Source organism: Aeromonas sp. Y293-4 (genome assembly GCF_027705905.1).
GTDB lineage: Bacteria > Pseudomonadota > Gammaproteobacteria > Enterobacterales > Aeromonadaceae > Aeromonas > Aeromonas veronii.
This window is the reverse complement of record NZ_JAPDCI010000024.1, coordinates 17,107-39,021: the sequence shown is the minus strand read 5'-3', so window position 1 is coordinate 39,021 and position 21,915 is coordinate 17,107. Positions and strand designations below refer to the sequence as shown.

The following is a 21,915-nucleotide window of genomic DNA, read 5'->3' as shown; positions in this document are numbered from 1 at the left end:
CGATCCAAGTGTTTGAGAGCATTCACCAGATGAGATTTTCCCATTACCGACGCGCTCATAAGAACGAGTGGCGATTGATCAATGGCCAAGTGCACCGTGGCAAGCAAACAGATGGAGGCGGAACAAGGTAAGCCTTGCTCCCGGTAGCCAAGCTACCAACCCTGGTGAGCGATCTGTACGGGTGCGGTATACACCTGGGGCCGGTGCCGCCGGGGATGGCCCTGCCGATTGGGATTGGCCACTGGGCTACCGGGATGAGCCGCCGGGCGGGTGCCGGGGCTGTGCCAGTCGTGGTGTGACATCGAGGCCTGCGGGTACCGGCGATCACCTGGGGCCGGGGCCGCCGGGGTGGGCCCTGCCGATTGGGATTGGCCACTGGGCTACCGGGATCAGCCGCCGGGCGAGTGCCGGGGCTGTGCCAGTCGTGGTGTGACATCGAGGCCTGCGGGTACCGGCGATCACCTGGTACCGGTGCCGGTGTTTTCCTGGCCACCGGGTTACCGGGATGAGCAGCCGGGCGGGAGCCGGTCGGGGGGCGACATCAAGGCCTGTGGGTACCAGTGATCATTTGGTAGCTGTACGGACTACAAAGTAGATACGATCGACCGTCCGAAATGGAAAAGCCCTGCAATGCAGGGCTTTTCTTTTGGGGCATGGCTAGTGGGTTCACCAGTCGAGAACCATGGTGGTTTGGCTCGGGTTGTAGCCATACCAAAAATCACGCGCAATGCAGGACTGGAGCTCTTGCATCAGGCCCCGGCGGCGCTGTTCTGCGCGAGAGCGAACCCGCTCTGAGAGCTCATAGACCTCGCAGTTGTCCATGTCTGCAAACTCAACACAGACAAAGCAGAATGCCCGAATGTTGATACCAAGCAGACTGGCCACATGACAGTAGAAGGCGTCTTGCAGGTCATAACCGAGATCTCGGAACTGATATGAAGTGCGGTCGGGATCAGTATCACGGGAGGTCTTGAGGTCGACGGAGATCAAGTCGTACCGCAGCCAGTCAAATTTGGCTTTTACCCAGAGGCCCGTTTCGGGATCCTGGGCAATCATTGTCAGCTCGGCTACCCCGTTTTGCAGCAAGGAATTAGCTCGGACATGTTTGCGAACCGTCTGGCGGGCGCGGTGGCCATCCTGATACGTGATGGGGTCAAGCACGAACTCATCAAGCAGCGCCTGGCACTGAGGCAACGCAAACACACCCAGCTCCCAATCAGCGATAGCCTTGGCCACGGTAAGGGTCTCGGGGTCAGCATCCACCAGCTGTTCCACTAGATCATCAAACTGATCGCTTACCGGGGTGATGCCCTTGGCGGCGCATAGTTCATAGGCCTGCTCGATTGTCTGAATCACATCAGGCATCTTTGCGAGATCCGGTTTCATCCACGGCAAGTTACGGGAACGCAGCCATGTCATCAGATGGCGGTTCGCCAACTCATCAAAGACGGTATCAGCCACCTCAGGCGCCACAGCTCGCAATTGCTCGATGAAGTCACTCTTTCGGGTGCCCTTGGGTTTGTGCCCGGCGGCGGTAATCGCAGCCTTAATATCATCGACGGTGTGCAGCGCAGTTGGATGATCAGCCGGGTTGAGGTGGTACCAGTACAGGTCATTGCAACGTTCTGGCTCCAGCACAAGGCCGTGGGTCAACGTGCCTGCTGCAAAGGCCTTTACGGTCGATGCGATCTTGTTGCGGTTCAGCGGCGCGACATACTCCCGATAATAGAGAGCCGGGGAGCTGGAGAACTTTTTCAGCTTTGAGGATGAAAGGGCTGGAATGGCGTGATAGTCGTCGTTTTCAACGTCTGCGTAGATCCCGGCCACTGGCTGCCCCTCGGAGTCGAGGAATCGTGGATTGCCCCATTCAGGGTCATATCCGGGTTGGATGAGATCTTTCAAATTGGTGATGGCGACAGTCATAGAACCCCCTCATTTAGATATGATCTGATTATACGCTATCCCTCTGGGATAGCAATAAATCACACTCCGAATTCATTAAAATCTACCTCGGGGATTACAGGCTTCATCGGGTTGAAGGTTTTCAGGATGGTATCGGAAGCAGCTTCGGGGCTGGCCAATTCACCCATGAGGGCTTCAACGGACGATGGGTGATTTTTAACGGACCGGTACTGACGGGTGCTATATGCCGGGCCGGTAGAGCGTGGCTGGCGCTCTTTTTGACACTTGGCCACCAGATCTTGATGCAGCTCCACCAGCGCGTTGTAGTGGCTGAAATCAACAGGGAACGGGAACTGTGAGTCCATCTGCCATTTCATCATGAAACGAATGGCGACGTTGAGCATCAGCCCTTTGATAGTGCGCTCGGATTGGACAACCCCGCCAAAGACTTCGGCGATCTGATAGTTGATGGCGGCATCGAGTTGCTGCCGGTCAACAAACACCCATGTGTAGGGTGTGCTTTCGTTATTACGGATCAAACCTACGACCACGCCAGCGACGTTTTCGAGTGACCGATCTGTGTCGATCATATGTGTGAGTTCATACCCGCAATCATTTCCCAGGTAAGTGAAATCATCACCGTAATAGATCAAGGCCCCTTGAGCGGATAGGCCAGTTTTGTTGAGGGCTTTGATGTAAGCGTTGGGGGAGGGGTCAACCTCTACAGTCAGGGCGTTTTCCACATTGCGGCGCAGCAAGACCAGGCATTGGCCATTAGTGAACTGGTGATCGAGTGTCAGCTTTTGCGCTGAGACGATTGACTCATGAGAGGCCTGGTCGGCGGTAAAGCCTTTTCCCTGGAATGTCACATCGACAGTGTTGAGTTCAATTCCTGCAATCATCTCGATACCCCTTGCACAATTCAGAAAATGACTGTTAATATCCTTACAGGATAACCGAAAGCATTTATAAAGTCAATCAAGATGAATGCCTGAATGAAGGAAATAGGCTGGATTGATGCTCGTGGATGTCTGACAAGGACATCGAAGGCGGCAGCGTAGATCCGGGTTTCATGAGTCGCGCAAGGCATCCCCCCCGGTAAGCAAAAGGGTTGGGATGAGTGATAGATAAAAGGGGTATAGATATGGATTTGTTAACTGTCTTTTTGTACGGGTCTTCGGTGCTGATGATGGTCTGGGTCTTGATCCAATCGAAGGGGCAGGGTGTCGTATCCTCGTCGCCGCGCTGGAAAATCGTGAGCAATAGCCCATCTGCCATGGTTGCCTGGATTGCATTTGTGATGGCGGTTGAAGCGGTAAAGCAGTTCTACGTTTTAGGTGTGACGAATGCCAACCTGCTTTACGCTGGCTGTGCGTCGGTGATAGCAGCTTCGATGTACTCCGTCCTGCATGCTGGGGCAAAGTTGAATCTGGATGCAATCAAGCAAAAGTGTTGTCTCGACTGGTGGATAGACAGCCGCAAACACTTGCATCCTCACTTGGATAACGCCGCTAATCTGTCATCCCTGTCGCTGATAAAAGCCTATGAGCGTGAAGCGGTTGCCGAGGTCTTGATGATGGGAGAAATCGGTCTACCCGTGGCTATCAACACACCATTCTCAACTCGTTATCTGATCAACAAGGTACTGGCACAGGGTTGGTCTGTAGAGACAAAAGAGCCCAGCCTGACACCGCCCCTTAAACGTTTCGTCATTGCCCTCCGACGTTGCAAGGCTGGCGCCGGGTTCTGTGATAGCTGGAGGCATCTCAAATACACCAACCACGCGCTGCTTTACCCGAAGGCGATTCAGCTTGCGCCTGCGTCGGATTGTGGCTGCATTGTTCCTGCTAAAGCTGCGTGAGGTGAACATGAACTGGAAGCCATTTATGTGGGATGAAAATAAAGTGTCATCCCCGAAAATAGAGTTTCATCCTTGAAAATAAAGTCTCACCCTAATTTTCATCCAACAGCTGGCGTTTGAGGTGGCGCGGTAATGGCGAAGTGTGAAGATGGGCTATGCATTCCCTTTTTGGGAAAATGTGCTTGCCACAAATTGGCCAATCTCCCATAATGGGAACTCAAGGAGGTGATATGCGCGTCATAGCAAAATCGCCACTGGTCGAGTTTTGGGGAGAGCATTCGCAGGCAGAGCAACCTTTGTTGATGTGGTACAGGGATGCGAAAAAGGCGAAATGGGCATCACCGCAAGACATAAAGAACACTTACCCATCGGCAAGTTTCATCGGCAATAACCGGGTCGTGTTCAACATCAGCGGTAACAAATATCGGCTAGTGGTTCAAATAAAGTACGAGCTTTCTATCTGTTTTATCCGGTTCATCGGCACCCATGCCGAGTATGATCGAATAGATGTAGCAACGATTTGACGAGAGGTGAAGGGTCGCCAGATCGCGGCCCAAGCCTGAATTGAAGGAGCTGAACAATGAACATCATCCCTGTCCGAGACGCCGCGAGCCATGCTGCCGCCATTGCCCGCATTGAGGCCATTTTTGATGCGGCCCCTGGCACCCCTGAGTTCGACGAGCTGGATGTGCTGGCGACGCTGGTTGAATCCTATGAGGATAAAGCATTCCCCATGCCCGATCCTGACCCCATCGAGGCGATAAACTTCCGGCTGGAGCAGATGGGGCTGGAGCAAAAGGATTTGGTCACTTATCTCGGACAAAGTAGCCGAGTAACCGAGGTGTTGAAACGTCAACGGGGCTTGTCATTGAACATGATCCGTCGCCTCACTGCTGGGCTCGGAATCCCTGCCGAGATCCTGATCCGACCATATCCACTCAAGTAAGAGGAAAAACATGATACCTGCTCTTTGGAATGAGGGACTGCCTGAGCTGCTTGACAAACATTTGCGAACAAACATGAAACTGGAACCGAAGTCACCGCTATCGTGTCTGATGGCTGCTAGTGGCAAATTCTCAAGGGTTTGGGATAAAGTTGACATTTTACGTGGCAATAATGGCAAGACTTGTCCGGCGTGGCCGGACTGGTGTTTTATTCCATTTTCAGCTTGGGCCACACTGACGTACCAGCTGCGTGTTGGAGCAAACAAAACATGGCATGAGGCTAAATCCCTTGCCATCGAATGCGGTGTACTAGGTACGTGGCGTTATAGCCAAGGTATTTACAGGTTTGATGACACGGTATATCAGAGTCTTATCAGCGATTCTCAGTTCACAGAATTTCCATGTGAGATATTGCAGCGTTTACCTGAGTGGGCGGTGTATGTAGAAACACCCAACCTTCATCAAGGTCGATGTGATGGCTTCTGGGCGGTACTGGACCATTGTGAGCAAGAGGGTTATCGTTTAATTTTACAATTAAATACGAGAGGTAATATTACCCCCATGATACTTACTCTTGGGGAATGGTCAATCGAAGAGGCGATGCGCCGGACGTTTAACACACACCGAGCCCTTGGATTTTCTGAAGCAGAAATATCATTCCATTCCCAGTTCGGTCAAATGTTAGCTTCACCTTGCATCTCCCTATTGCTGTATCTGTGCCAAGATGAGCCCGACATTGATGATCGGCGTCTTCCTGGCAGCTTCCCTTCCCGCCCTCAACCTCGGAAGGTAAAGGGTGGGCTACGTCTGTTTCCTGCTAACAGGGTTCGTAACTGGGATGTTGGAATGGAAACCGGGGAACGGATCCGGCTTGCATGGCAAGGGGGGGTCAATGGCAAGATCACCCCTCATCTACGGCGAGCCCACTGGCACGGCTACTGGAACGGGCCGAGGGATGGCGAAAGGATATTCAGCTACAAGTGGTTGCCTCCGATCCCAGTTGGTAGTTAAGTCCGCCGCATCCGTTTGATCTCTTCGGTCGCATGAATCACCGCGTAGCGCAGCGACATCCCCTGATCGGTGTACTTGGCGGTTGGCCCACCAGCTGCTGACCGGCTCGGTGCCATGGGTGGCCACTGTCGGTGATCCGGTTCGCGGTGCTCCGGCGGGGGCCGGTGCCTGCGGCTGGCGCCCGGGCTGCTGATGAGCTCGGCGCCCAGGGTGGCCACTGCCGGTGATCCAGCTCGCGCCGCTCCGGCGGGGACCGGTGCCTGCGGTTGGCGCCCGGGCTGCTGATGAGCTCGGCGCCCAGGGTAGCCACTGTCGGTGATCCGGTTCGCGCCGCTCCGGCGAGGCCGGTGTTTGCTGCTGGCCCACCAGCTGCCGATCGGCTCGGTGCCATGGGTGGCCACTGCCGGTGATCCGGTTCGCGGCGCTCCGGCGGGGCCGGTGCCTGCGGCTGGCGCCCGGGCTGCTGATGAGCTCGGCGCCCAGGGTGGCCACTGCCGGGGCTGGTGATCCAGCTCGCGGTGCTCCGGCGGGGCCGGTGCCTGCGGCTGGCGCCCGGGCTGCTGATGAACTCGGCGCCCAGGGTGGCCACTGCTGGAGCAGGTGATCCGGTTCGCGGCATTCCGGCGGGGCCAGCGGCTCTCGCCCGGGCTGCCGTTCTGCTCGATGTCCGAGGGGGACACTGCCGGTGCGGGTGATCCGGCTCACGGTACTCCGGCGGGGCGGGAGCCTGCGGTTGGCGCTATGCTACGTCTGGGGGATTAGGCATCGAGACGCCGGGTGAGCCATCCCCCGCCGACCGCCTTGTTCAGGGACTGCTTGAGGCTAGAGCGAACATCAAGTTGGAGGGCTACGGGCGGCGCGGCGACAACGACTATGCAGACGGCTACCTCGCTGGTCGCTTTCATGGCATCGAACAGGCTCTCCGGCAGGCGATCAGGTACTTGGATGTGTCGCCCCGCAAACGCTACATCGTCGAGCATGTGCTTGGCCAAACAGCCACACAATAAGTCAGATGGGAAACGGCATGAATATTACGGATTGCGTCAGTGAGCGCCTGCACGGCGCTTCACAGGAAGAGCTAGAGGCTATCGTGGCGAGTGACATGCCTCATGTTGGCGATGACCCTATGGTTGAGGCTATTGCCGCTGCGCTGGTAGAGCTGGCAAAAGAAAGGTTGTCGGCCCTTCGGTTAAACTGTTAGAGGAAAAAGGGGACGTAGCCAGTAGGATGATACTGTCTTAATTCATCCCACACCAGATACGACAAAGCGACCCTTGAGGTCGCTTTGTCGTTGTTGGACATTGCCGAGTGCTAAGAACCCCGGATGCGGGGAAAGGGTGACTCAGGGTGGCGCCCTACCACTTTATCGACGATAACCCCCAGTGGGGGAGAGCAAGACGAACACGGCTGCTACTCATACCGATAACCCCACGCGGGGGAATATCCATCGTTTCACGATCATCCCACGCCTGCAAGGGCATGGGCTCACGATAACCCTCAATCCGGGGGCACTGAATTGCACAAAAACAAAGCGACCCGCAGGCCGCTGTTGTCGTCGCCAGACATTGACCGCGGTGGTTATCCATTCACACCCAGGAGCTTGATAATATCAGTAACAGAGCGATAGCCGGTAAAGACCTGGCCGCCGGGGATCATCAGTGTAGGAGTGCCCTGTACGCCAACTTGTTGACCGAGAGACCAACCCGCGTTAACACCCTCTGCCTTCGCACAGGATGCACCAGGTACCTGCGCCCCTATGAAGAGGGCACTAAGAGATTCCTGTGGGTTCTGGGCGCACCATGCCGCCCGCATGTTGTTGAAGCTGGGGGTGTCTGGCCCGGAACGTGGGTAGGCAACATAAATGACCGTCACACCATTGGCATTGAGCTCGGGGATCTGGGAGTGGAGCTTCTGGCAGTAGCCGCATGTGACATCAGTAAAGACCGATAGCTTGGCCTTCTCCTTGGGTGCCTTGTAGACGATGGCTCGGCCATCATCAGCCATTTCGGCCACGCGATCCCAGTAGGCCGCTGTAGTCAGGTTGGTTGGCCGCTGGTCCTTGTCAAACTGGATTGCCTGACCGAACAGCATAATGTCGCCGTCAGACGTTGTGTAGACGCGCTCACCCTTGATCGAAAGCTCCACAAGATGAGGACTGAGCCGTTGGATTTTGTCGATCTCAATGTGGCGCAGCTTCATCTTGGCGGCAATCGCGTTGAGTTCTGCATCAGGTTTGGTGGTTTGTGCATGTACCAACCCGGAGAGCAAAGCCAGAGAAATAATTGAGAGTTTTTTCAGCATGAGATCACCTCATGGGTCGATTGCTCTGCGTTTTCCAGCAGGACAACCAAATCCATGGTCAGAGTGGAGTCGATACGTGAGTGAGTGATTAGCGTCGGTGGAGTTGAGCCGGTGGCATCAATGATGTTGAAGGCATACCAGCTTTGTCCGAACAGGGTGACGGCCACTGAGTCCAGTGGATTCATTGCACACTCACGGCGGTGAACGAGATAGCCTAGCAATCTGTCTTCAACGATCACGGTACGTTGCTCGCTGACATAGACACGGCGATTGAGAAGGAGGGTCAACGTCACTGCGATGGTGATAACGGTGATGAATGACCGGATAGCTTCGCTCGGCAGTGCGAGAGTGGTCACGAGATCGTGAAGTAGTGCCCAGGCGAAAAGCAACCACGCTGCAATCCCAGTAATTACCGTCGCAAACAAAACGGGGGAGGCCGTAACAGTCCTCCCCTCAGCAATATTAACGTTGAGCACGGCATCAACCCTTCAAGGCGATGATGGCAGCATTCCAAGCTGTCAGGACGCGCTGTTTGCGATAGAGCAGGGTAAAGGCTGCAAAAAGGCAGAGTGCGAATGGGAAAGGCGTTGCGATATACGCACTGCCAAACAGGGTCATCACCACCCCTGCGGTGAGGAGAACCAGCAGGGCGATGATAAAGAGCAATTCAGAAACAGCCTTACGAGCGTCAGCGTCAATTTCAGTAGTCACGGGTGATTCCTCTTGGTTTTGAAAATGGATAAGGCTATCCTTAAAGGATAACTAATGGCGATTATAAGCGTCTTTTTGTGGGCAAGCCAGCGTACAAATTGGATCACCACAATACGCGGGAATGAAATGAGATGATGGCAGCACTGAGAGTCCTATTGCTTTCAGCTCCGCTGGTTGCAGCGGGGAGCGGAGGGCCGGTCGAGGGCATGAAAGCCTGTGCCCCACTCACCACGGCTGAGAGCATGGAAGATATACAGGAGCGCCTGGGGCTTGAGTTGATGTCTCAGGGCGACACGTTAACAGGACACACCGCGATCTCAGACGCAGCAAGCGGCAGAGAAGCAGATATTGAGTCCATTACGGAAACTGCGGTTAGCCAATACCAGCCCGGCCAGAGGCCGAAGTTTAAACAAGTTGAGATGCAGGGGGAGAAGTGGTTATGCGCCTATTGATGATGGCACTGGCGTTCGGTTCGATGTGCTTTGGAAGTGTAAGGGCTGAGGCAAGTTCTGATGTGTGGGAGAAGTACGCGCCGCTGATGGTGACTGAGATTTACGCTATGTCGTCTCCCAGTGATGAGACCGTTGCGGAGCTTGAGGCCCGTGGGAAATTCCTGGTCGAGCGTCTTGGGGTTAACCATAACTCCCGGCTTCTTTACATGACAAAGGCCATTGACGGCATGGTTGAAGAAGGCCTGATGCAGGGTACCCTTGGGCAACTTCGTTCTGCATTGAATCTAGCGGAGCTTTTGCCGTCACTTCCACAAGACACGCCGATCCCCGAGGTGTTCAGGCTGACCTCTAGCTTCAACTCTCTTCATGAATGCTTGAGAGACGCAGAATTTGTTCAACAGGCGGTATGCCAGGCAATCACCATTTTCACGGTATCTCAGGCAGCCAAGCCTAGCAGCAAGGCAATTGATTCACTGAAAGGAGAGTTCCTGAACCCGACAGGGGTCTACAGCACAATCATGGAGCTGGCGCAGCATCTTGTTGAGGTCCAATCCACAGATGCGAAACCGGAAGATGATGAGACAAATTTAAGTCAGTATCAGACAACGGCAAGCGATGTGACGCTCAACGTCATGCAGGCCAAACGGCAGTTGATAAATGCTGTGCTTGAGGTCAGGAAGATCTCAAGCATCTAAAAACGGGGCCCAGTAGGGCCCCTTTTCATTTCCGCATATCGCAAGGTGTAACACCATCAATTTCAGTGAATGTCGTGGTGGGACAACGACCTTTAAAGTCGCTCACCGCTTGGGATGCTTCGCTATCCACACCCGCACGCGGCAATAGTTTTCCGTATCGGAAAGGCCTGCGTGTACCGGCGATCACCAGGGTGGAGATAGGACCTGCTGACCAGGACGGGTATTCGTTGCGGGCGTGAAAAAGCCGCTCGGGGAGCGGCTTGTGTGTTGCGATTATCGGCGTAGTCGCTTGATGTCTTCCGTGGCGTAAACCACAGCTTCTCGGAGACTCATGCCTTGGCTGGTGTATTTGGCAATGATCTTCTTCTCTTCCGGATCGGTCGTGTGGATGACCATGGACCGGTCATCTACATATAGGCGCATGACTTGGAAAACACCGTCAAATTGAACCAGGACCTCGGAGAACATCCCTTTGTCAGTACGAACACTCTCCATGAGATCGAACACGAATTGAGGGGCATCAACCAGCTTGTCAGACTTCAATCGACTGATCACCGTGCTCTCCTGTGCGAGCGTCAGCACCCACGGGGAGTTAGCGAATATGGCCTTGCCAGTCCTGCTTGAGTAGTAATCAGAAACTTGCTGTGTGATGCAGACTCCCATCGCCTGAGTCTTACGGAATCGACGCCAGCCCGCTTCAATGAACTCCGCAAAGAAGCTGTTGTTAGAGGAAGCTGAATCTTCACCGATATACTCCCAGGCTTCGTCCAAAATGAATGCTCGGCGGCGGCCATCGTCCCGCTGGAACATTGCATCCTGAGCCTGCTGGATAACGCTCATGAGCACCACAGTCTGTAAATGCGGCTGGGCTTTGAGTGCCCCAAGGTCACAAACGATCATGCGGCTGTTGAACCGGATGACATTCGGGTTTAGGCGGCGGTCGAAAAACTTACCGTATTTGCCATGGATGGTGAAGTCATGAAGTTGTGCCGCGATGTCACGAATCCGCTGGTCTTCATGTTCTTGGCACAGTGAGGCCAACAGAGTCACACTGGCATCGTCCGGTGTATTTACGCACATCTCTTGCAGTAGGCGAGACATTACGGAGGACTGATAGTTGTCGATCTGACCATCAGGTGCGGCCATCAGTTTGACCATATTGGTGATCATGGTCAGCTTGAGTGAGCCCCCCAACGAAACTGTCGGTTGACCATCTTCGTTCAACTCATCATCTTCCTGATCGAGCAAACCCGATAAATCAGAGAACGGGTCAATGGAGAACACATCGGTGTCCTTGAACTCGATGTACTGCGATGAGCTGAACTGGCTGGCGAGAGCCTGATAGGAGTTACCAGAGTCGATGATAAAGACCTGGCCGCCATCTTGGCTCCCTGCTTTCCCCGGAGCGCCGGTCGTTAATATCTGCTTAACGAGGTTTCCGCCCCAGACCGACTTCCCAGCCCCGGAACGTGCAGCGATGGCGATATTGAAACTCGCGTTGGTCTTGTAAGGGTCGATAGAGATGAATTGCCCTTCTCGGGAGAACCCCACAATCACCGGATTTGCACTATTACCCTTCCAAGGGCCAAAGATAGGGGCCACGCACTCAAGGTACTTTGTCGTGAAGATCTCTTGGCGCTGCAACATGGATCGGATTTGGGGATCATACCCATGGCATAGGGGCAGTGTTTCGAGTAGCAGTGGCAAGGCTATGTCCTTATCTAAGGCATAACCAAATCCACGGCTTTCCAGATGAGACTGGGCCGCTTTGACTGCTGAATCCTGCGTGCCGTCGTTGTCTAGGAACAGGTTTACCTGAACCCAACTGTTGACGATGGCGTGGTTTTCTTGCTCAAGCTCATTTTCGATTGCCTTGAGATCGTCAAACTGAAAGCGCAAGCGGTTGGAGTATTTCATCACCCCGGCGCTCTCTTGGTTGGACACCACAATTTTCTTTGCATCGAAGGCGGATTTTGCCTTTTTCCGGTTAGGGAAGTGGACATTCAGAGAAATCATGAAGTCACTGTTGATGCCGCCAAAACCGGTATTCCAGTCCGAGAAGAAGCCGTACATGTTGCCTATGCTGGCGTAGTCAGGGCGGCGGTAGCAGTTAAGCACACGGACGACTCGTTCCTCGTCACAGTAGCCATTACCGTCTTTGATGTCGGAGCCGGACAACGTGACCCCTTTATCGTCAATGGAGATGCTACGACCAGGTTGAATAACTTGGTGTCTAAGCGGGACACTTGGCTTGAAGAGAGTCTTGCCTTTGGCCCAAGCGGTATTCTTGCCAGGGTTGAGCATGACTTGCATGCGGCGCAGCCAAGTTTCATGGTCAGCCACATAGGGAGCGCAACCGATACTCTTGAGCTTTTGAAGCACGGTATCCTTGATCTCTATCGCTTCCTTCACCTCTTTGTCGGTGGGAATCTGTCCTGCAATTGGCATAGTAACCGAATACCACACCTCAAAATCGCGGGCGTGCAGATCAGATTTACCAGGGCGCAGGCCATCAGATGATGCGGTTTGCAGGTAATCAAAGGCTAGGTCATCAAGGACACCTTCAAACTCCTGATCAGCGGGCTCCATTCTCCCTCTACGGAGAGCTTCCCAGGCTTTGTGCTGGTACACCATGTCGCGGTTCGCCACGAGGCTAATCACCATCGTGGTATCTTCTGGATATTGATAGGTGAACAATGAGCGAAGCTGGTTACGCATATCGGCGTTAGTGCCATTAAGCGGCTGTGCAACGATCATGAAACCGAGCGAGGATGGATCGAGAAGAAATAACCCATCATCGGGATAATGCGCAAGAACCGGGATCAGCTCGCCGAACTTGCGATGTTTAGCCGCCTCCTGGCGGCGTGACATCAAGTTTGAAAACATTGCAAACATGGAAGGTCTCCCAAAGAGGGGGGATTATTTTCTCAGCAATTCAGGCGGGATACCGACTTGGCCGGGGGTGTTAACGACTTTGCGAACACCGAGCGGGTCAACGGTAGAGCTGACCTGCTGCTTATGCGCAAGATTACCATCAGCATCTTGGCGAACTTGCAGAGGGATGATTTTCGCAGGTTGCTTGTTCGCAGCAGCGCCTACCAGCCAGCGTTTTGGTTCCACTTCCACATAGGCATAGCCGGGCATGTTCAAGCTGCCTGCATCGTCCTCGTAGGCCGCAAACTGAACGCGCAGAATGCGTGCATCGGCGCGAACAGCCATGGGTTCTGGTGCTGACATGTCATCACGGTAGAGGGACTGAGAATTTGACGGGATAACCCCAACAGCCGGAATGTCCACGACAGCGCCACTGGCATCGGCGTTTTTACCAGTGGCAGAGCCTTTTTTTGCGTCATCGTCATCGTCAAGACCGTCCTGGGTACCGTCAAAAAGGGATGTCTTGGAGGTGGTGAGCTCATAGACCTCACGCGGCCCTTTACACACGTAGCCGCCCGGCTTTCCGGGGCAGCTTGAATCGGATTGACCGATCAAGGAGCAGCCGGCCAGCGGCAGCATGAGGGTCAATAGCAGTGTCTTAGAGAAGTTTTTCATTCGAGGTTACCTTAGCTCTTTTCATCGGTTTTACGACGCTCGTTCAAGAACGCCTTCAAGTCTTTCGGGATCCCGAGTTCGGAATAACCGTCGGCACGCCAAATCGCAGGCAAGCCTTCGAGGTTGAAGGTTCTGACCAACATTGTGTTGACCAGTACCCGTTGTCCTTTGCACTGCTTCTGTTCTGGTTCAACAGGGTAGGGGGCACCTTTAATCAAGAGGTCAACAATATGGCGACCCTTGTTGTAGTCGAGCTCATAGGTGCACCACAGGTTAAGCGCGGTTTGGATGGCTTGGTTGCCGCTTATCGGGGTGATCATGATCTCTACGTGAATGTCATCGCGCATCGTGGAAAGCTGTTGCAAGAGCTCCGTGCACTGCTTGCAGTAGGGGTCAACCATGATCCGCCCCTGCAAAGGCAGGTTTGGGTTTCCATAGGGGATAGTCGCAATATCCACTAGGTTGAGGCCCATGTTGCTCAAAGTGAGATAGCGGGCATCAACAGCGTCCTTTACGTTCTTGATCGTCTTGTTGGTGTAGATGTCGAGCAGGTAACCCTTGAGCACATAACGGCCATTCGTGCTCACAATGACATCATCGCCATTTTTGTCCTTCGCTGCGACCAGCCCATCCAGCGGGATAGGAGCTGATTTAACGATGTTCTTCTGAACTGCCTTCTCAGTGTCCTCCTGAGACATTTTCGGCTCTTGGGCATGAGCTAGGGCGCTCACCAGGAGGGAAATTGCCAGTAGGGCCGGTCGCTTTTTCATATCATCCTCTCTTCCAGTTATTCTGAGTCGTCTTCATCGTCATCATCGGATGATTGCTGAATGGGTTGTGTGTCGTTTGCCAAAGCGTTGTTGATTGCGTCGATGTAGGACTGACGTTTGAAGATCAAGACGCCGGTACTACCTTCAAGTCGGAACACGAAGAACTTGCACACGGCGGTGAGGACATTGTTCATGTCAGCATCCAGGCCGAGGCGGTTACGCAATTGGCTCAACAGGTTTGCAAGCTGATCCTTTTTCCAGCGTCGGGCGCGAGCGCGAGACTTCAACAGCTCTGCCCGCTTCACGTAAGCGGCCACACGGTAGGTGTGCGAAGACACGATTTCGCTGGTGAGCCGTTTGATAATCGGCCCGCAACCGCTCGTGTGGGTCAGGTAGTTGATGTCGACACCTTTATCGTCCAGTCCGAGAAGCAAGCGTTCTATGGCGTTAATGAGGTGTGACCGCACAGTGTTTCGCTTGGAGAGGATGTCGACTATCTCGATGGTCTTACTCTCTGCTGGTGCGTCATCCCACAATTCGAGTTCAGCTTTATGGATCGGACGGGCGAGAGCCATAGCATCGGCAATGGCGGTCTTGATCGGGTCATTCGCACGAATGCGAGTGGGCAGGCCTGTAATTTTGGCAGCACCGGATTTAGACACGACCATGCCACGGGCAATCTTGTTTGCTCTGCCACGGATCAGGCTAACCTCATTGCTCACCGACCGTTTCGGGGTATTGTCCACCTCAAGGATCCCGGATGAGCGAATGAAGGCATTGAGGCCTTCTAATGCTGGCCCGGCAACCTGTTCGTTGAGGTGAATGACGAGCATTCGGTCAACGATGATGGCCGTGAAGAAATGGGTTTGGATGGGCAAACGAATGAGCGGTTTGTCGCTCTTTTTCCCATCGGTAGCCTTAGCGGTCCACTCATTGAAGAGGGACCAATGCACATCGTCCAGCACGTTGATGGAATGCTCGGGCAGGTTGCCATACGCATTTCGCACAAGCATCGCTGCTGGAGCTTTAATGGTGGCTGGATCCACGCCGCTGATATGGCACAGCGCCTTTTCAATCACGTTGATGTCACGGGTTTTGGGGCGCAGGTTGGAGCCAATGCAGTGCTTGATCGTGAAGACATTTGAGGGGAGAACGTGCACTCCATTCTCAGATTTTGCCTCAGGCATTTTGGCCACAATGCCAGCCAACTCTTTTTGGAGTTCATCAGTGGCAATAGAGGCGGATTCGGCGTCCTGAGCCATCTTGGATGCAACCGCCATAAACAGGTTGAAGCGCAACGCAAGCTCGTCAGACATAGTGACAATCATGGTGAGGTTTTCACGACGAACGCTGAAAAACTCGGTATTGATACTTAACTCGTAGTGAACACCGCGCTCCTTATAGGTTTGCGCTACGTCAGTCGGGATCCCGGTTCCATCATTGCGATATGTCGGAGGCAGAATATCGTCCAGGGCAGCTTGATTGTCTGACCCGGTTAAAATGTACTTGGCATATTCCGGGTACCAGTCCTGAGAGACCATGCCAGCGACAATTGAAATCATCTCCAGGGTGTTGCCCGCGAGCTTTCCATTGCGGTTAAATCCAGGAATGATTTTGATGTGTTTGCCGGTGAGAGTCGGCAGATAACCATCAGTCGTAATGGTGTTTTCGGAAGCAGCCCCGCTCATCATGCAGAAACAGTCATATGCGGCCATGTGCTCGGATGTTACACGCCGGGGAACATCGGTCGCACGGGTGCTCAAGGCCGTGTTCGGGCCGAGCATGTCATAACGAATCTTGAAGTCGATCAGCTTTTCAAACGCATCAGCCTCGCTGACAAACTCACCACGTTTGACCAGGGTGTAATAAAGCAAAAATTCCATGGCGCGGCAGACCGTCGAGGGGGGAGGCTGATCACCACGTTCCCATTTAGAGTACGTGTTTGAGGTTTTGCACCCGATCAGCGCAGCCATCGCATCTTGATTCAGTGTTTTCGTTGGCTCCATCTCAGCCAGAAATGCACGCAAAGCACTGAACATGGACTGGTCCATGTGAGAGTCAATCAACTCACCCTTTTCATTTCGGGGAAGTAAGTCAGTAGGACTGACGAGAGTTTTGGGTTTCTTCATTGTTCGCCCTTCTTTCATAATTATTAGATGTTATCCTAAACGGCACATTGATAGCAATTATCACGATTTTTGATTTTGCAGTGTCGATGAGGAATCCCGGCGCCTCATAGCCAAATTCAGGCTGGTGATGACGCTATCCGTGGTCAGGCCGGGGTAGTTGTCGAGATAAACGGACATCATCATGTGTCCGATCTGGATGGCCTCCATGAGCGGGATTGGAACGGCCTTTATGTTCTTTCCGGTCTCACTCACAGAGACGAAAACGCTGTTCCCTTGGTGCTTCATCTCGAAGCCCTTCTTAGCGCCACCCTTCACGCCATGATTCCCAAACTTACAAGCAGGGTTGGCCCCAATCCCAAGCAATACGGCAACAACCTCCAGGTACTCCGCTCGGGTAAACTGCAACCGGGTCTTTTGATCCCACTTGTACGTTCTCGCGGCGGGGTTGAGCATGTCAGCGGCTTCCAGGGATACGGTGTTGAAACCATCCTTGGTCTGGTCCGGCACGAAATTCAGTGCTGCCTTGGAGCCATAGACGTTAAGGGAGAAGAAACGATGGTATTTGGATGTCTGGGTGCGACTATCAGCCTCAGGCGCACCTGACTCGCGCCCGGTATGCTGCGGCGCCACATCTCTTTGAGTCGCAGGGCGTTGGGATTGTGGGCGATTTTGAGTCGGCGATTTTGTGGCTACGAAGTGGCGCTGGCCATGGCTGGCCGGAACGGGATGCTGCACTGAATCGCCTGCTGCGAAGCTGGCATACTCATCGTAGACATCATGGGCAGACCCGTTGGTAGGTGCCTGACGGAATGAATTACTCGATTGGCTATGATGAGTGTTATAGTGCATGACAAGCCTCCAAGGTGATTTCATAAATGATTATAACATGCCGCATGGGATGTTCTATAGCATTTATCAAATTGATGGGGGTTTTTTTGTTCCTAAAAAACCCGCCAGGTGGCGGGTCTGTTGAGGTGCTATATCGACTTGGACATGGCGTATAAGTCAGAGAAGCTGGCAGGGTGCTTAATGCCCAAGCCCACCACTGGTGCTGGCAGATCACCCGTGAGTATTGAGGGTAACCGATACTGAGTGGCCTGAGTCACCACCTTGGCGGCGGGCGCTGTTTGCACCTGGGCAAATTGAGCGCCGGGGATCGGTTCGATTTGAGCAGGTTTAAAACCATACTTTGCTTTGAGCGCGTTGTAGTGACGCAAGAATTTCGTCTGATACACGATTCGCTTACTCGGTGTGACTGAGTGGTAATCGCCGACACCTTCCCAGATCACGCCGTTCCGGTTCTTAATCTTTTTCCCCAGAAACCAAGTGCCGACCATTATGTTAATGCATGGGTTGTAAGTGATGTGGCGCCATGTCAGGAAGGGGTATTCCTTGTTGATGATGCTGAGGTTGATGGTGTTGAGCTGCATCGGACCAAGATCATATGACCCATTGGTGTTGCGAGACATCGTGCCAACCTTACCGCCCTCGACCATCAAAATGGCGCGGATAACAACCTCTGGCACGCCATAGGTACGGGAGGCCGTGCTGACACATTCAGTCAGCACTTGCTCGGGCACGGGGTAGGGGGCGGTCGTGGCTATCATCATTTATCTCCGGTAGCTGGGCCAATATGAGGGAACGCGAAGTCTGGTGAAGCCACCAACACGCTGTCAGCATTCAGAACAAGGGCGTTGTTCGCCTTGAGGCGGGCCACCAGCTCCTCATGCGCTTTCCGGGGCTCCGGTTTATCGGCGGAATAGGCGATGATGTCATTGGTTTTCGCGTAGTAGATGATCGGGGCATCTTTGATGTCGTAGTAGGACATCGTGAACAGCTTGAAGGCCACCAGGCACAACCCCATGAAATTCAAAATCCCGACGGTGACCAGGATCGGTTGCCAGTTCTGGCGGGGCTCCTCAACAACAGGGTTTGCAGGCTCGGGAGAGCTGGGCGCCACAGAGAGCGCCGCAGCTACTTCGACCGGATCCGGCGTGGGAGTGGCGGGGTTGTTAGGTGCATGTTCGGCACCATCATCAGCGTAAATTGGGGGCAGCATGTTCATGACGGTTCCTTATTCCACTACCGGCAAGCTCATGCCCTTCTCAAGGAAGAAGGTCACGGGGGTACCGGGGCTGATTTCAATGACGGGCCACTGCTGATCGGCAATCGAGATAGCATACTGAGCCAAGCGGTCAGAGCCGCCGGATATGCCGCCCATTACGCCACTTTTGCCAACATCCCCCATTCGTGGGGTCTGGAAGGTAGTGGACTCGCCAGGGTTCTGATCCAGCGATGGGATAGCTGATGGCTTTGACGCCTCAGCCACAGCCGACAGGAACGACGCACCGAATGTGGCGATGAGTGCTTTACCAGCGCGTGAAACGACGGTACCCCGCACGCCATTGCGCCCATCGAAGTCCGACACGGCATAGCCAATCATGCCGGTTTCCATGGACTCACCGCGCTCATTGATGCAGCTCATGGTGACGGAGCGGATATAGGCCCGTTCACTGGCCAGGTCACCCGTCACTGAGCCGATCACGAAGCAGTCTTGGAGATCTGCGTTGTAGTTGTTCGGCATGAGCACATCCAGTTTGACCCGGATAGTTGTGGGCAGCGGCGCGGCGTTCTTGGATAGAGCGGTAGGCGCGTCCACACCGTTCAACATGACGCCGGAGATGATAGAGCCAGCCGGGATGTAGGTTTTGGCCTTAGCCTTCACCATGTCACGCTTTTTCTTCTCGATCTCAGGGTTCTTTTTTTCCTTGGTATCGGGTTTGGCTGCCCGGCCTTTCTTTTCGACATACACCACCTCGATAGGGGTCTCTTCGACCTCCCCGGTTTTCTTGATGTTGGTGATCCGGTTCTGGCTTACCGTGCGAATCATGCCATTAGTCTCGGGCCCGCGGGAGCGGGAGACATTCTGGTATTGTGGCTGAACGTTGCTATAAGGGCCCTGACCAATGGCGCCACCCTGAACACCACCCTGACCTTGGTTGCCTGTTAAGCCTGTCTCAGAGGCGCGGGTGACGCGGGGATCCTGAACCTGACCAGCAACAATCTGATTGTTGCGTGTGAGTACAGAGATCACCTGATTTTGCGTGGATAGCTGGGACTGCATTTTCGCCAACTGGGTCATCACCTTGTCGAGCTCTTTTTTCTGAGCTTCGCGTTGTGCGGCCATGTCATCATTGCGGCTTTTGAGCTCTTTTTTCATCTGCTCATAAGTGGCCTCGGCCTGTTCGGTCTCGACCTTTTGCATGACATTGGTATCAAACACGTTCGATTCAATGAGTTCGCGGCGTACCTTCTTGGGTGTCGGCGCGTCTTCTTGCCAATTCAGGCTGGACTGGACAATGGTGAGGACGCCGATCAGTCCTATACCCGCTGCCGCTATACGGAAGCCCTTCTTCTTGGTTAGCTCTTGAAATTTGCTCATAGGGCGCTCCTTACTTTAACCCGCTGCGGGACGGGGACATAGGGGCGGCACCGGCTACGCGCTGGTAACCATTCAGACCAAAGTTGCCGTTGTTATCCAAGCGTGGGCGGGTCTGCAACTGCTCTTGTTTCTTCGTCCAGTTCTTATCTCTCACAACATAGACTTCTGTTGATGCGCCGGGGCGCAGCGTGGCAGCGTCCATCACGCCTACAGCCAGGGTGTCACGGCTCATGCAGAGTTCTTCTTTGATGCCTTGTGCGTAGGACGAATTGTTAGTGACCAGCACAACATCCACATACTCACGGGCGCCCACCATCCGTTGACCCATGACGTTCGTCAGGCCTTGGAATTTGCACGGGTGTTTGTAGGCGTTTGGTACATCATTGAGGGAATCAGCCAGGGTAAAGCCAGCCGGTACTTGACCAAGGGCGGTGTAGCGCAGGATTTCTTTTATGCGCTCGGTATGGCGGTCGGAACGCACGATCTCAGCTTCTTCGTTAATGGCCTTATCGACCATCTCAGCTTCTTTCGCTTGGCGTTGGTGTTCGTAGGCTTGTTGCAACATGCTGCTGCTCATTGGGATCCGGACCTTGACCAATGCGGGCGGCACATCGACCGGGACGGCTGTGATGTTGATGGCGCTATCGGGCACGCCCTCTTCCATCAGGATCAAGCCGACTGGTTCACGACTGTTGAGGGTGACGTAAAGCACACCGTCATCCACCTCCAGCACTGCGGATTCGTCAGAGGTTTTGACGGCCACGTTGGTGAAGTTGGTTTCAAAGCGGTTCATGAGGCCCAACGAAACCGGCACCATCACGTTGCCAGAGGGGCGCACGGTTAAGTTTTGAGATGGGGCATACTTGGACTTGACCCGTTCTGCCCATTCATCACTAAGGCTGGGGGATTGTTGCATTGATGGTTGAGAGGCCCCGTTAGCTTGAGCCTGCTGTGCCATCTTGAGTAGTAGTTGTTGCTCCTCCGGCAGGTTGACAGGGATCGGGGCGGGGGCGCTGGAGCTCATGCTATTGGAAACGATACCGCCAACTTCACCAACCGGGTTTTGCTCGGCCAGTTTTTCTGGGTTCATCACTTCAATCGGGATTGGGCTCTCAGCCGCAACAACGGCATTACCTAGCAGGAGGGTAATCGCCACGGCCAAAGGGGCTACGCGCATCATTTAGTTTTGCTCCTTGGAGGACTCTTTCTGTGATTTTTTACCCTTTTTCTCGGGCGGGGAGAGGACATCACCCTCTTCTGTAACGCCATTTGCGCGATCAAATTTCGGCAAACCTTCGTATTGGTCAATGTGGGTAACCACAGGCATTCCTACTTCGTTCAAGCGAATAACGTACTCAAATGTCCAGCGGCGACGGTCAGCAGTGTTGCTGTTGTTACTGAGTTCGGTGGAGCTTGCGGCACGGGTGGTGGCAAGCTGAGTGGTTTTGTAACCCCAGACCCAAACGATACGGGAGTTGGGTTCGTATTGGAGATCTTGGACTTCAAAAGACTGGGTGAGGTTTGACATCTTCATCATCTCAACCATCCGACGAATGTCAGCCTCTTTGCTCACTTGGAGCTTAGGGGAGAGCATTGAGACGGTTGTGCGAGTGACGAAATCAACGTTGCGCGGGTTGATGTTCCCCAACATGTGAGAGAGAAACAGGGCCCAGCTCTCTTGCCATTCTTTGTTGGGGAGGCCGTCCTCAATCCGAATTTCCCCGGTCAATACGGGAGGCTTGATGATGACCGTGGGTTTGGTATTCCAGTGCATCCAGGTCATGCCCAGCAGTGCCACACCCAACATGACGTTGGTAAGCTGCGCAATATTGGATCTAACCATGGCTGTTGACCATGAGGTAAGAGCGGTCATTTCACGCTCCTGACCAAGCAAAGAGGTACTTAAAGGGGCGTAAGGAGACCTCTCTTCTTCCGGCTCTGGTGTAGCCTCCGCATTGATAGCGGGACCATCATCTCTATCCCGAAGTCGGGTGTTTACATTGCGATTGAACAACGCCTGGAAAAGAGACCGTAACGGATCTGCCATGACTCACTGCTCTCATGATTGCCTATGTTTGTCCGTAAAGGATAACCGACCGCAATTTTGAGTCAATTAAAAAATGACATCAGCTATCCCAAGGGAATAAA

21 protein-coding genes are annotated in these 21,915 nt (G+C 53.9%); 6 read left to right on the top strand and 15 right to left on the bottom strand.

What is annotated here, in order from left to right; all coding sequences use genetic code 11:
• Nucleotides 1-666: 666 nt before the first annotated feature.
• Together OKC31_RS19645 and OKC31_RS19640 are read right to left on the bottom strand one after the other, a co-directional pair.
• Nucleotides 667-1,923: a PD-(D/E)XK nuclease-like domain-containing protein gene (locus OKC31_RS19645; protein ID WP_270657456.1), complete on the bottom strand. Its 1,257-nt coding sequence runs from the start codon at nucleotides 1,921-1,923 to the stop codon at nucleotides 667-669.
• Nucleotides 1,924-1,982: 59 nt separating this feature from the next.
• On the bottom strand, nucleotides 1,983-2,804 hold the full coding sequence (locus tag OKC31_RS19640) for a hypothetical protein (RefSeq protein WP_270657455.1): 822 nt from the start codon (nucleotides 2,802-2,804) through the stop codon (nucleotides 1,983-1,985).
• A gap of 242 nt (nucleotides 2,805-3,046) precedes the next feature.
• On the opposite strand from OKC31_RS19640, the gene OKC31_RS19635 reads away from it, so the two are divergent.
• From OKC31_RS19635 to OKC31_RS19620, 4 genes are all read left to right on the top strand, one after another.
• Nucleotides 3,047-3,763 (top strand): hypothetical protein, encoded by a 717-nt coding sequence (locus OKC31_RS19635; protein WP_270657454.1) that lies wholly within the window; start codon nucleotides 3,047-3,049, stop codon nucleotides 3,761-3,763.
• A 230-nt stretch (nucleotides 3,764-3,993) separates the two neighbouring features.
• Nucleotides 3,994-4,287 (top strand): type II toxin-antitoxin system HigB family toxin, encoded by a 294-nt coding sequence (locus OKC31_RS19630; RefSeq protein WP_270657453.1) that lies wholly within the window; start codon nucleotides 3,994-3,996, stop codon nucleotides 4,285-4,287.
• Nucleotides 4,288-4,343: 56 nt separating this feature from the next.
• Entirely contained in the window at nucleotides 4,344-4,709 is a 366-nt protein-coding gene (locus OKC31_RS19625) for a helix-turn-helix domain-containing protein (RefSeq protein ID WP_270657452.1), read from the top strand.
• Between the two features lie 10 nt (nucleotides 4,710-4,719).
• Nucleotides 4,720-5,718 carry an AcrVA2 family anti-CRISPR protein gene (locus OKC31_RS19620; protein ID WP_270657451.1) on the top strand — a complete coding sequence of 333 codons (999 nt, stop codon included), beginning with the start codon at nucleotides 4,720-4,722 and terminating at the stop codon, nucleotides 5,716-5,718.
• A gap of 1,578 nt (nucleotides 5,719-7,296) precedes the next feature.
• On the opposite strand, the gene OKC31_RS19615 is transcribed toward OKC31_RS19620, so the two are convergent.
• Genes OKC31_RS19615 through OKC31_RS19605 form a run of 3 tightly spaced genes read right to left on the bottom strand, consistent with a single transcriptional unit; the run spans nucleotide 7,297 to nucleotide 8,730 of the window.
• Complete coding sequence (locus OKC31_RS19615) at nucleotides 7,297-8,019, bottom strand: thioredoxin fold domain-containing protein (protein WP_270657450.1); 723 nt, start codon at nucleotides 8,017-8,019, stop codon at nucleotides 7,297-7,299.
• Nucleotides 8,013-8,495, bottom strand: a complete 483-nt coding sequence (locus OKC31_RS19610) for a hypothetical protein (RefSeq protein WP_270657449.1) — start codon at nucleotides 8,493-8,495, stop codon at nucleotides 8,013-8,015. The genes OKC31_RS19615 and OKC31_RS19610 overlap by 7 nt, the downstream gene beginning before the upstream one ends.
• Before the next feature lie 4 nt (nucleotides 8,496-8,499).
• Nucleotides 8,500-8,730 (bottom strand): hypothetical protein, encoded by a 231-nt coding sequence (locus tag OKC31_RS19605; RefSeq protein WP_270657447.1) that lies wholly within the window; start codon nucleotides 8,728-8,730, stop codon nucleotides 8,500-8,502.
• Between the two features lie 131 nt (nucleotides 8,731-8,861).
• On the opposite strand from OKC31_RS19605, the gene OKC31_RS19600 reads away from it, so the two are divergent.
• Entirely contained in the window at nucleotides 8,862-9,182 is a 321-nt protein-coding gene (locus OKC31_RS19600) for a hypothetical protein (RefSeq protein ID WP_270657446.1), read from the top strand.
• On the top strand, nucleotides 9,170-9,877 hold the full coding sequence (locus OKC31_RS19595; RefSeq protein ID WP_270657444.1) for a hypothetical protein: 708 nt from the start codon (nucleotides 9,170-9,172) through the stop codon (nucleotides 9,875-9,877). The genes OKC31_RS19600 and OKC31_RS19595 overlap by 13 nt, the downstream gene beginning before the upstream one ends.
• A 273-nt stretch (nucleotides 9,878-10,150) precedes the next feature.
• Here OKC31_RS19595 and OKC31_RS19590 read toward each other — a convergent pair whose 3' ends face one another.
• From OKC31_RS19590 to OKC31_RS19545, 10 genes are all read right to left on the bottom strand, one after another.
• Nucleotides 10,151-12,772 carry a TraC family protein gene (locus OKC31_RS19590; protein ID WP_270657443.1) on the bottom strand — a complete coding sequence of 874 codons (2,622 nt, stop codon included), beginning with the start codon at nucleotides 12,770-12,772 and terminating at the stop codon, nucleotides 10,151-10,153.
• Between the two features lie 24 nt (nucleotides 12,773-12,796).
• On the bottom strand, nucleotides 12,797-13,426 hold the full coding sequence (locus OKC31_RS19585; protein ID WP_270657442.1) for a TraV family lipoprotein: 630 nt from the start codon (nucleotides 13,424-13,426) through the stop codon (nucleotides 12,797-12,799).
• 11 nt (nucleotides 13,427-13,437) lie between these two features.
• Nucleotides 13,438-14,196 (bottom strand): hypothetical protein, encoded by a 759-nt coding sequence (locus OKC31_RS19580; RefSeq protein WP_270657441.1) that lies wholly within the window; start codon nucleotides 14,194-14,196, stop codon nucleotides 13,438-13,440.
• A gap of 17 nt (nucleotides 14,197-14,213) precedes the next feature.
• On the bottom strand, nucleotides 14,214-16,325 hold the full coding sequence (locus tag OKC31_RS19575) for a hypothetical protein (RefSeq protein ID WP_270657440.1): 2,112 nt from the start codon (nucleotides 16,323-16,325) through the stop codon (nucleotides 14,214-14,216).
• Nucleotides 16,326-16,385: 60 nt separating this feature from the next.
• On the bottom strand, nucleotides 16,386-17,174 hold the full coding sequence (locus OKC31_RS19570; RefSeq protein ID WP_270657439.1) for a hypothetical protein: 789 nt from the start codon (nucleotides 17,172-17,174) through the stop codon (nucleotides 16,386-16,388).
• Between the two features lie 128 nt (nucleotides 17,175-17,302).
• Nucleotides 17,303-17,935 (bottom strand): lytic transglycosylase domain-containing protein, encoded by a 633-nt coding sequence (locus OKC31_RS19565; protein WP_270657438.1) that lies wholly within the window; start codon nucleotides 17,933-17,935, stop codon nucleotides 17,303-17,305.
• Nucleotides 17,932-18,390: a hypothetical protein gene (locus tag OKC31_RS19560; RefSeq protein ID WP_270657437.1), complete on the bottom strand. Its 459-nt coding sequence runs from the start codon at nucleotides 18,388-18,390 to the stop codon at nucleotides 17,932-17,934. Before OKC31_RS19560 ends, OKC31_RS19565 begins: the two co-directional genes overlap by 4 nt.
• 9 nt (nucleotides 18,391-18,399) lie before the next feature.
• Complete coding sequence (locus OKC31_RS19555; protein WP_270657436.1) at nucleotides 18,400-19,767, bottom strand: TrbI/VirB10 family protein; 1,368 nt, start codon at nucleotides 19,765-19,767, stop codon at nucleotides 18,400-18,402.
• A gap of 10 nt (nucleotides 19,768-19,777) precedes the next feature.
• The gene (locus OKC31_RS19550) at nucleotides 19,778-20,947 is read right to left on the bottom strand and encodes a TraK domain-containing protein (protein ID WP_270657435.1); all 1,170 of its coding nucleotides are present in this window, start codon (nucleotides 20,945-20,947) and stop codon (nucleotides 19,778-19,780) included.
• Nucleotides 20,948-21,814, bottom strand: coding sequence for a TraE/TraK family type IV conjugative transfer system protein (locus tag OKC31_RS19545; RefSeq protein WP_270657434.1), 867 nt, complete (start codon nucleotides 21,812-21,814; stop codon nucleotides 20,948-20,950).
• Nucleotides 21,815-21,915 lie beyond the last annotated feature (101 nt).

Coding starts and splice junctions, on each gene's coding strand:
- OKC31_RS19580 (WP_270657441.1), bottom strand. CDS start 14,196: ATGAAAAAGCGACCGGCCCTACTGGCAATTTCCCTCCTGGTGAGCGCC.
- OKC31_RS19635 (WP_270657454.1), top strand. CDS start 3,047: ATGGATTTGTTAACTGTCTTTTTGTACGGGTCTTCGGTGCTGATGATG.
- OKC31_RS19550 (WP_270657435.1), bottom strand. CDS start 20,947: ATGATGCGCGTAGCCCCTTTGGCCGTGGCGATTACCCTCCTGCTAGGT.
- OKC31_RS19640 (WP_270657455.1), bottom strand. CDS start 2,804: ATGATTGCAGGAATTGAACTCAACACTGTCGATGTGACATTCCAGGGA.
- OKC31_RS19570 (WP_270657439.1), bottom strand. CDS start 17,174: ATGCACTATAACACTCATCATAGCCAATCGAGTAATTCATTCCGTCAG.
- OKC31_RS19625 (WP_270657452.1), top strand. CDS start 4,344: ATGAACATCATCCCTGTCCGAGACGCCGCGAGCCATGCTGCCGCCATT.
- OKC31_RS19545 (WP_270657434.1), bottom strand. CDS start 21,814: ATGGCAGATCCGTTACGGTCTCTTTTCCAGGCGTTGTTCAATCGCAAT.
- OKC31_RS19595 (WP_270657444.1), top strand. CDS start 9,170: ATGCGCCTATTGATGATGGCACTGGCGTTCGGTTCGATGTGCTTTGGA.
- OKC31_RS19645 (WP_270657456.1), bottom strand. CDS start 1,923: ATGACTGTCGCCATCACCAATTTGAAAGATCTCATCCAACCCGGATAT.
- OKC31_RS19620 (WP_270657451.1), top strand. CDS start 4,720: ATGATACCTGCTCTTTGGAATGAGGGACTGCCTGAGCTGCTTGACAAA.
- OKC31_RS19600 (WP_270657446.1), top strand. CDS start 8,862: ATGATGGCAGCACTGAGAGTCCTATTGCTTTCAGCTCCGCTGGTTGCA.
- OKC31_RS19615 (WP_270657450.1), bottom strand. CDS start 8,019: ATGCTGAAAAAACTCTCAATTATTTCTCTGGCTTTGCTCTCCGGGTTG.
- OKC31_RS19560 (WP_270657437.1), bottom strand. CDS start 18,390: ATGAACATGCTGCCCCCAATTTACGCTGATGATGGTGCCGAACATGCA.
- OKC31_RS19575 (WP_270657440.1), bottom strand. CDS start 16,325: ATGAAGAAACCCAAAACTCTCGTCAGTCCTACTGACTTACTTCCCCGA.
- OKC31_RS19555 (WP_270657436.1), bottom strand. CDS start 19,767: ATGAGCAAATTTCAAGAGCTAACCAAGAAGAAGGGCTTCCGTATAGCG.
- OKC31_RS19585 (WP_270657442.1), bottom strand. CDS start 13,426: ATGAAAAACTTCTCTAAGACACTGCTATTGACCCTCATGCTGCCGCTG.
- OKC31_RS19565 (WP_270657438.1), bottom strand. CDS start 17,935: ATGATGATAGCCACGACCGCCCCCTACCCCGTGCCCGAGCAAGTGCTG.
- OKC31_RS19630 (WP_270657453.1), top strand. CDS start 3,994: ATGCGCGTCATAGCAAAATCGCCACTGGTCGAGTTTTGGGGAGAGCAT.
- OKC31_RS19590 (WP_270657443.1), bottom strand. CDS start 12,772: ATGTTTGCAATGTTTTCAAACTTGATGTCACGCCGCCAGGAGGCGGCT.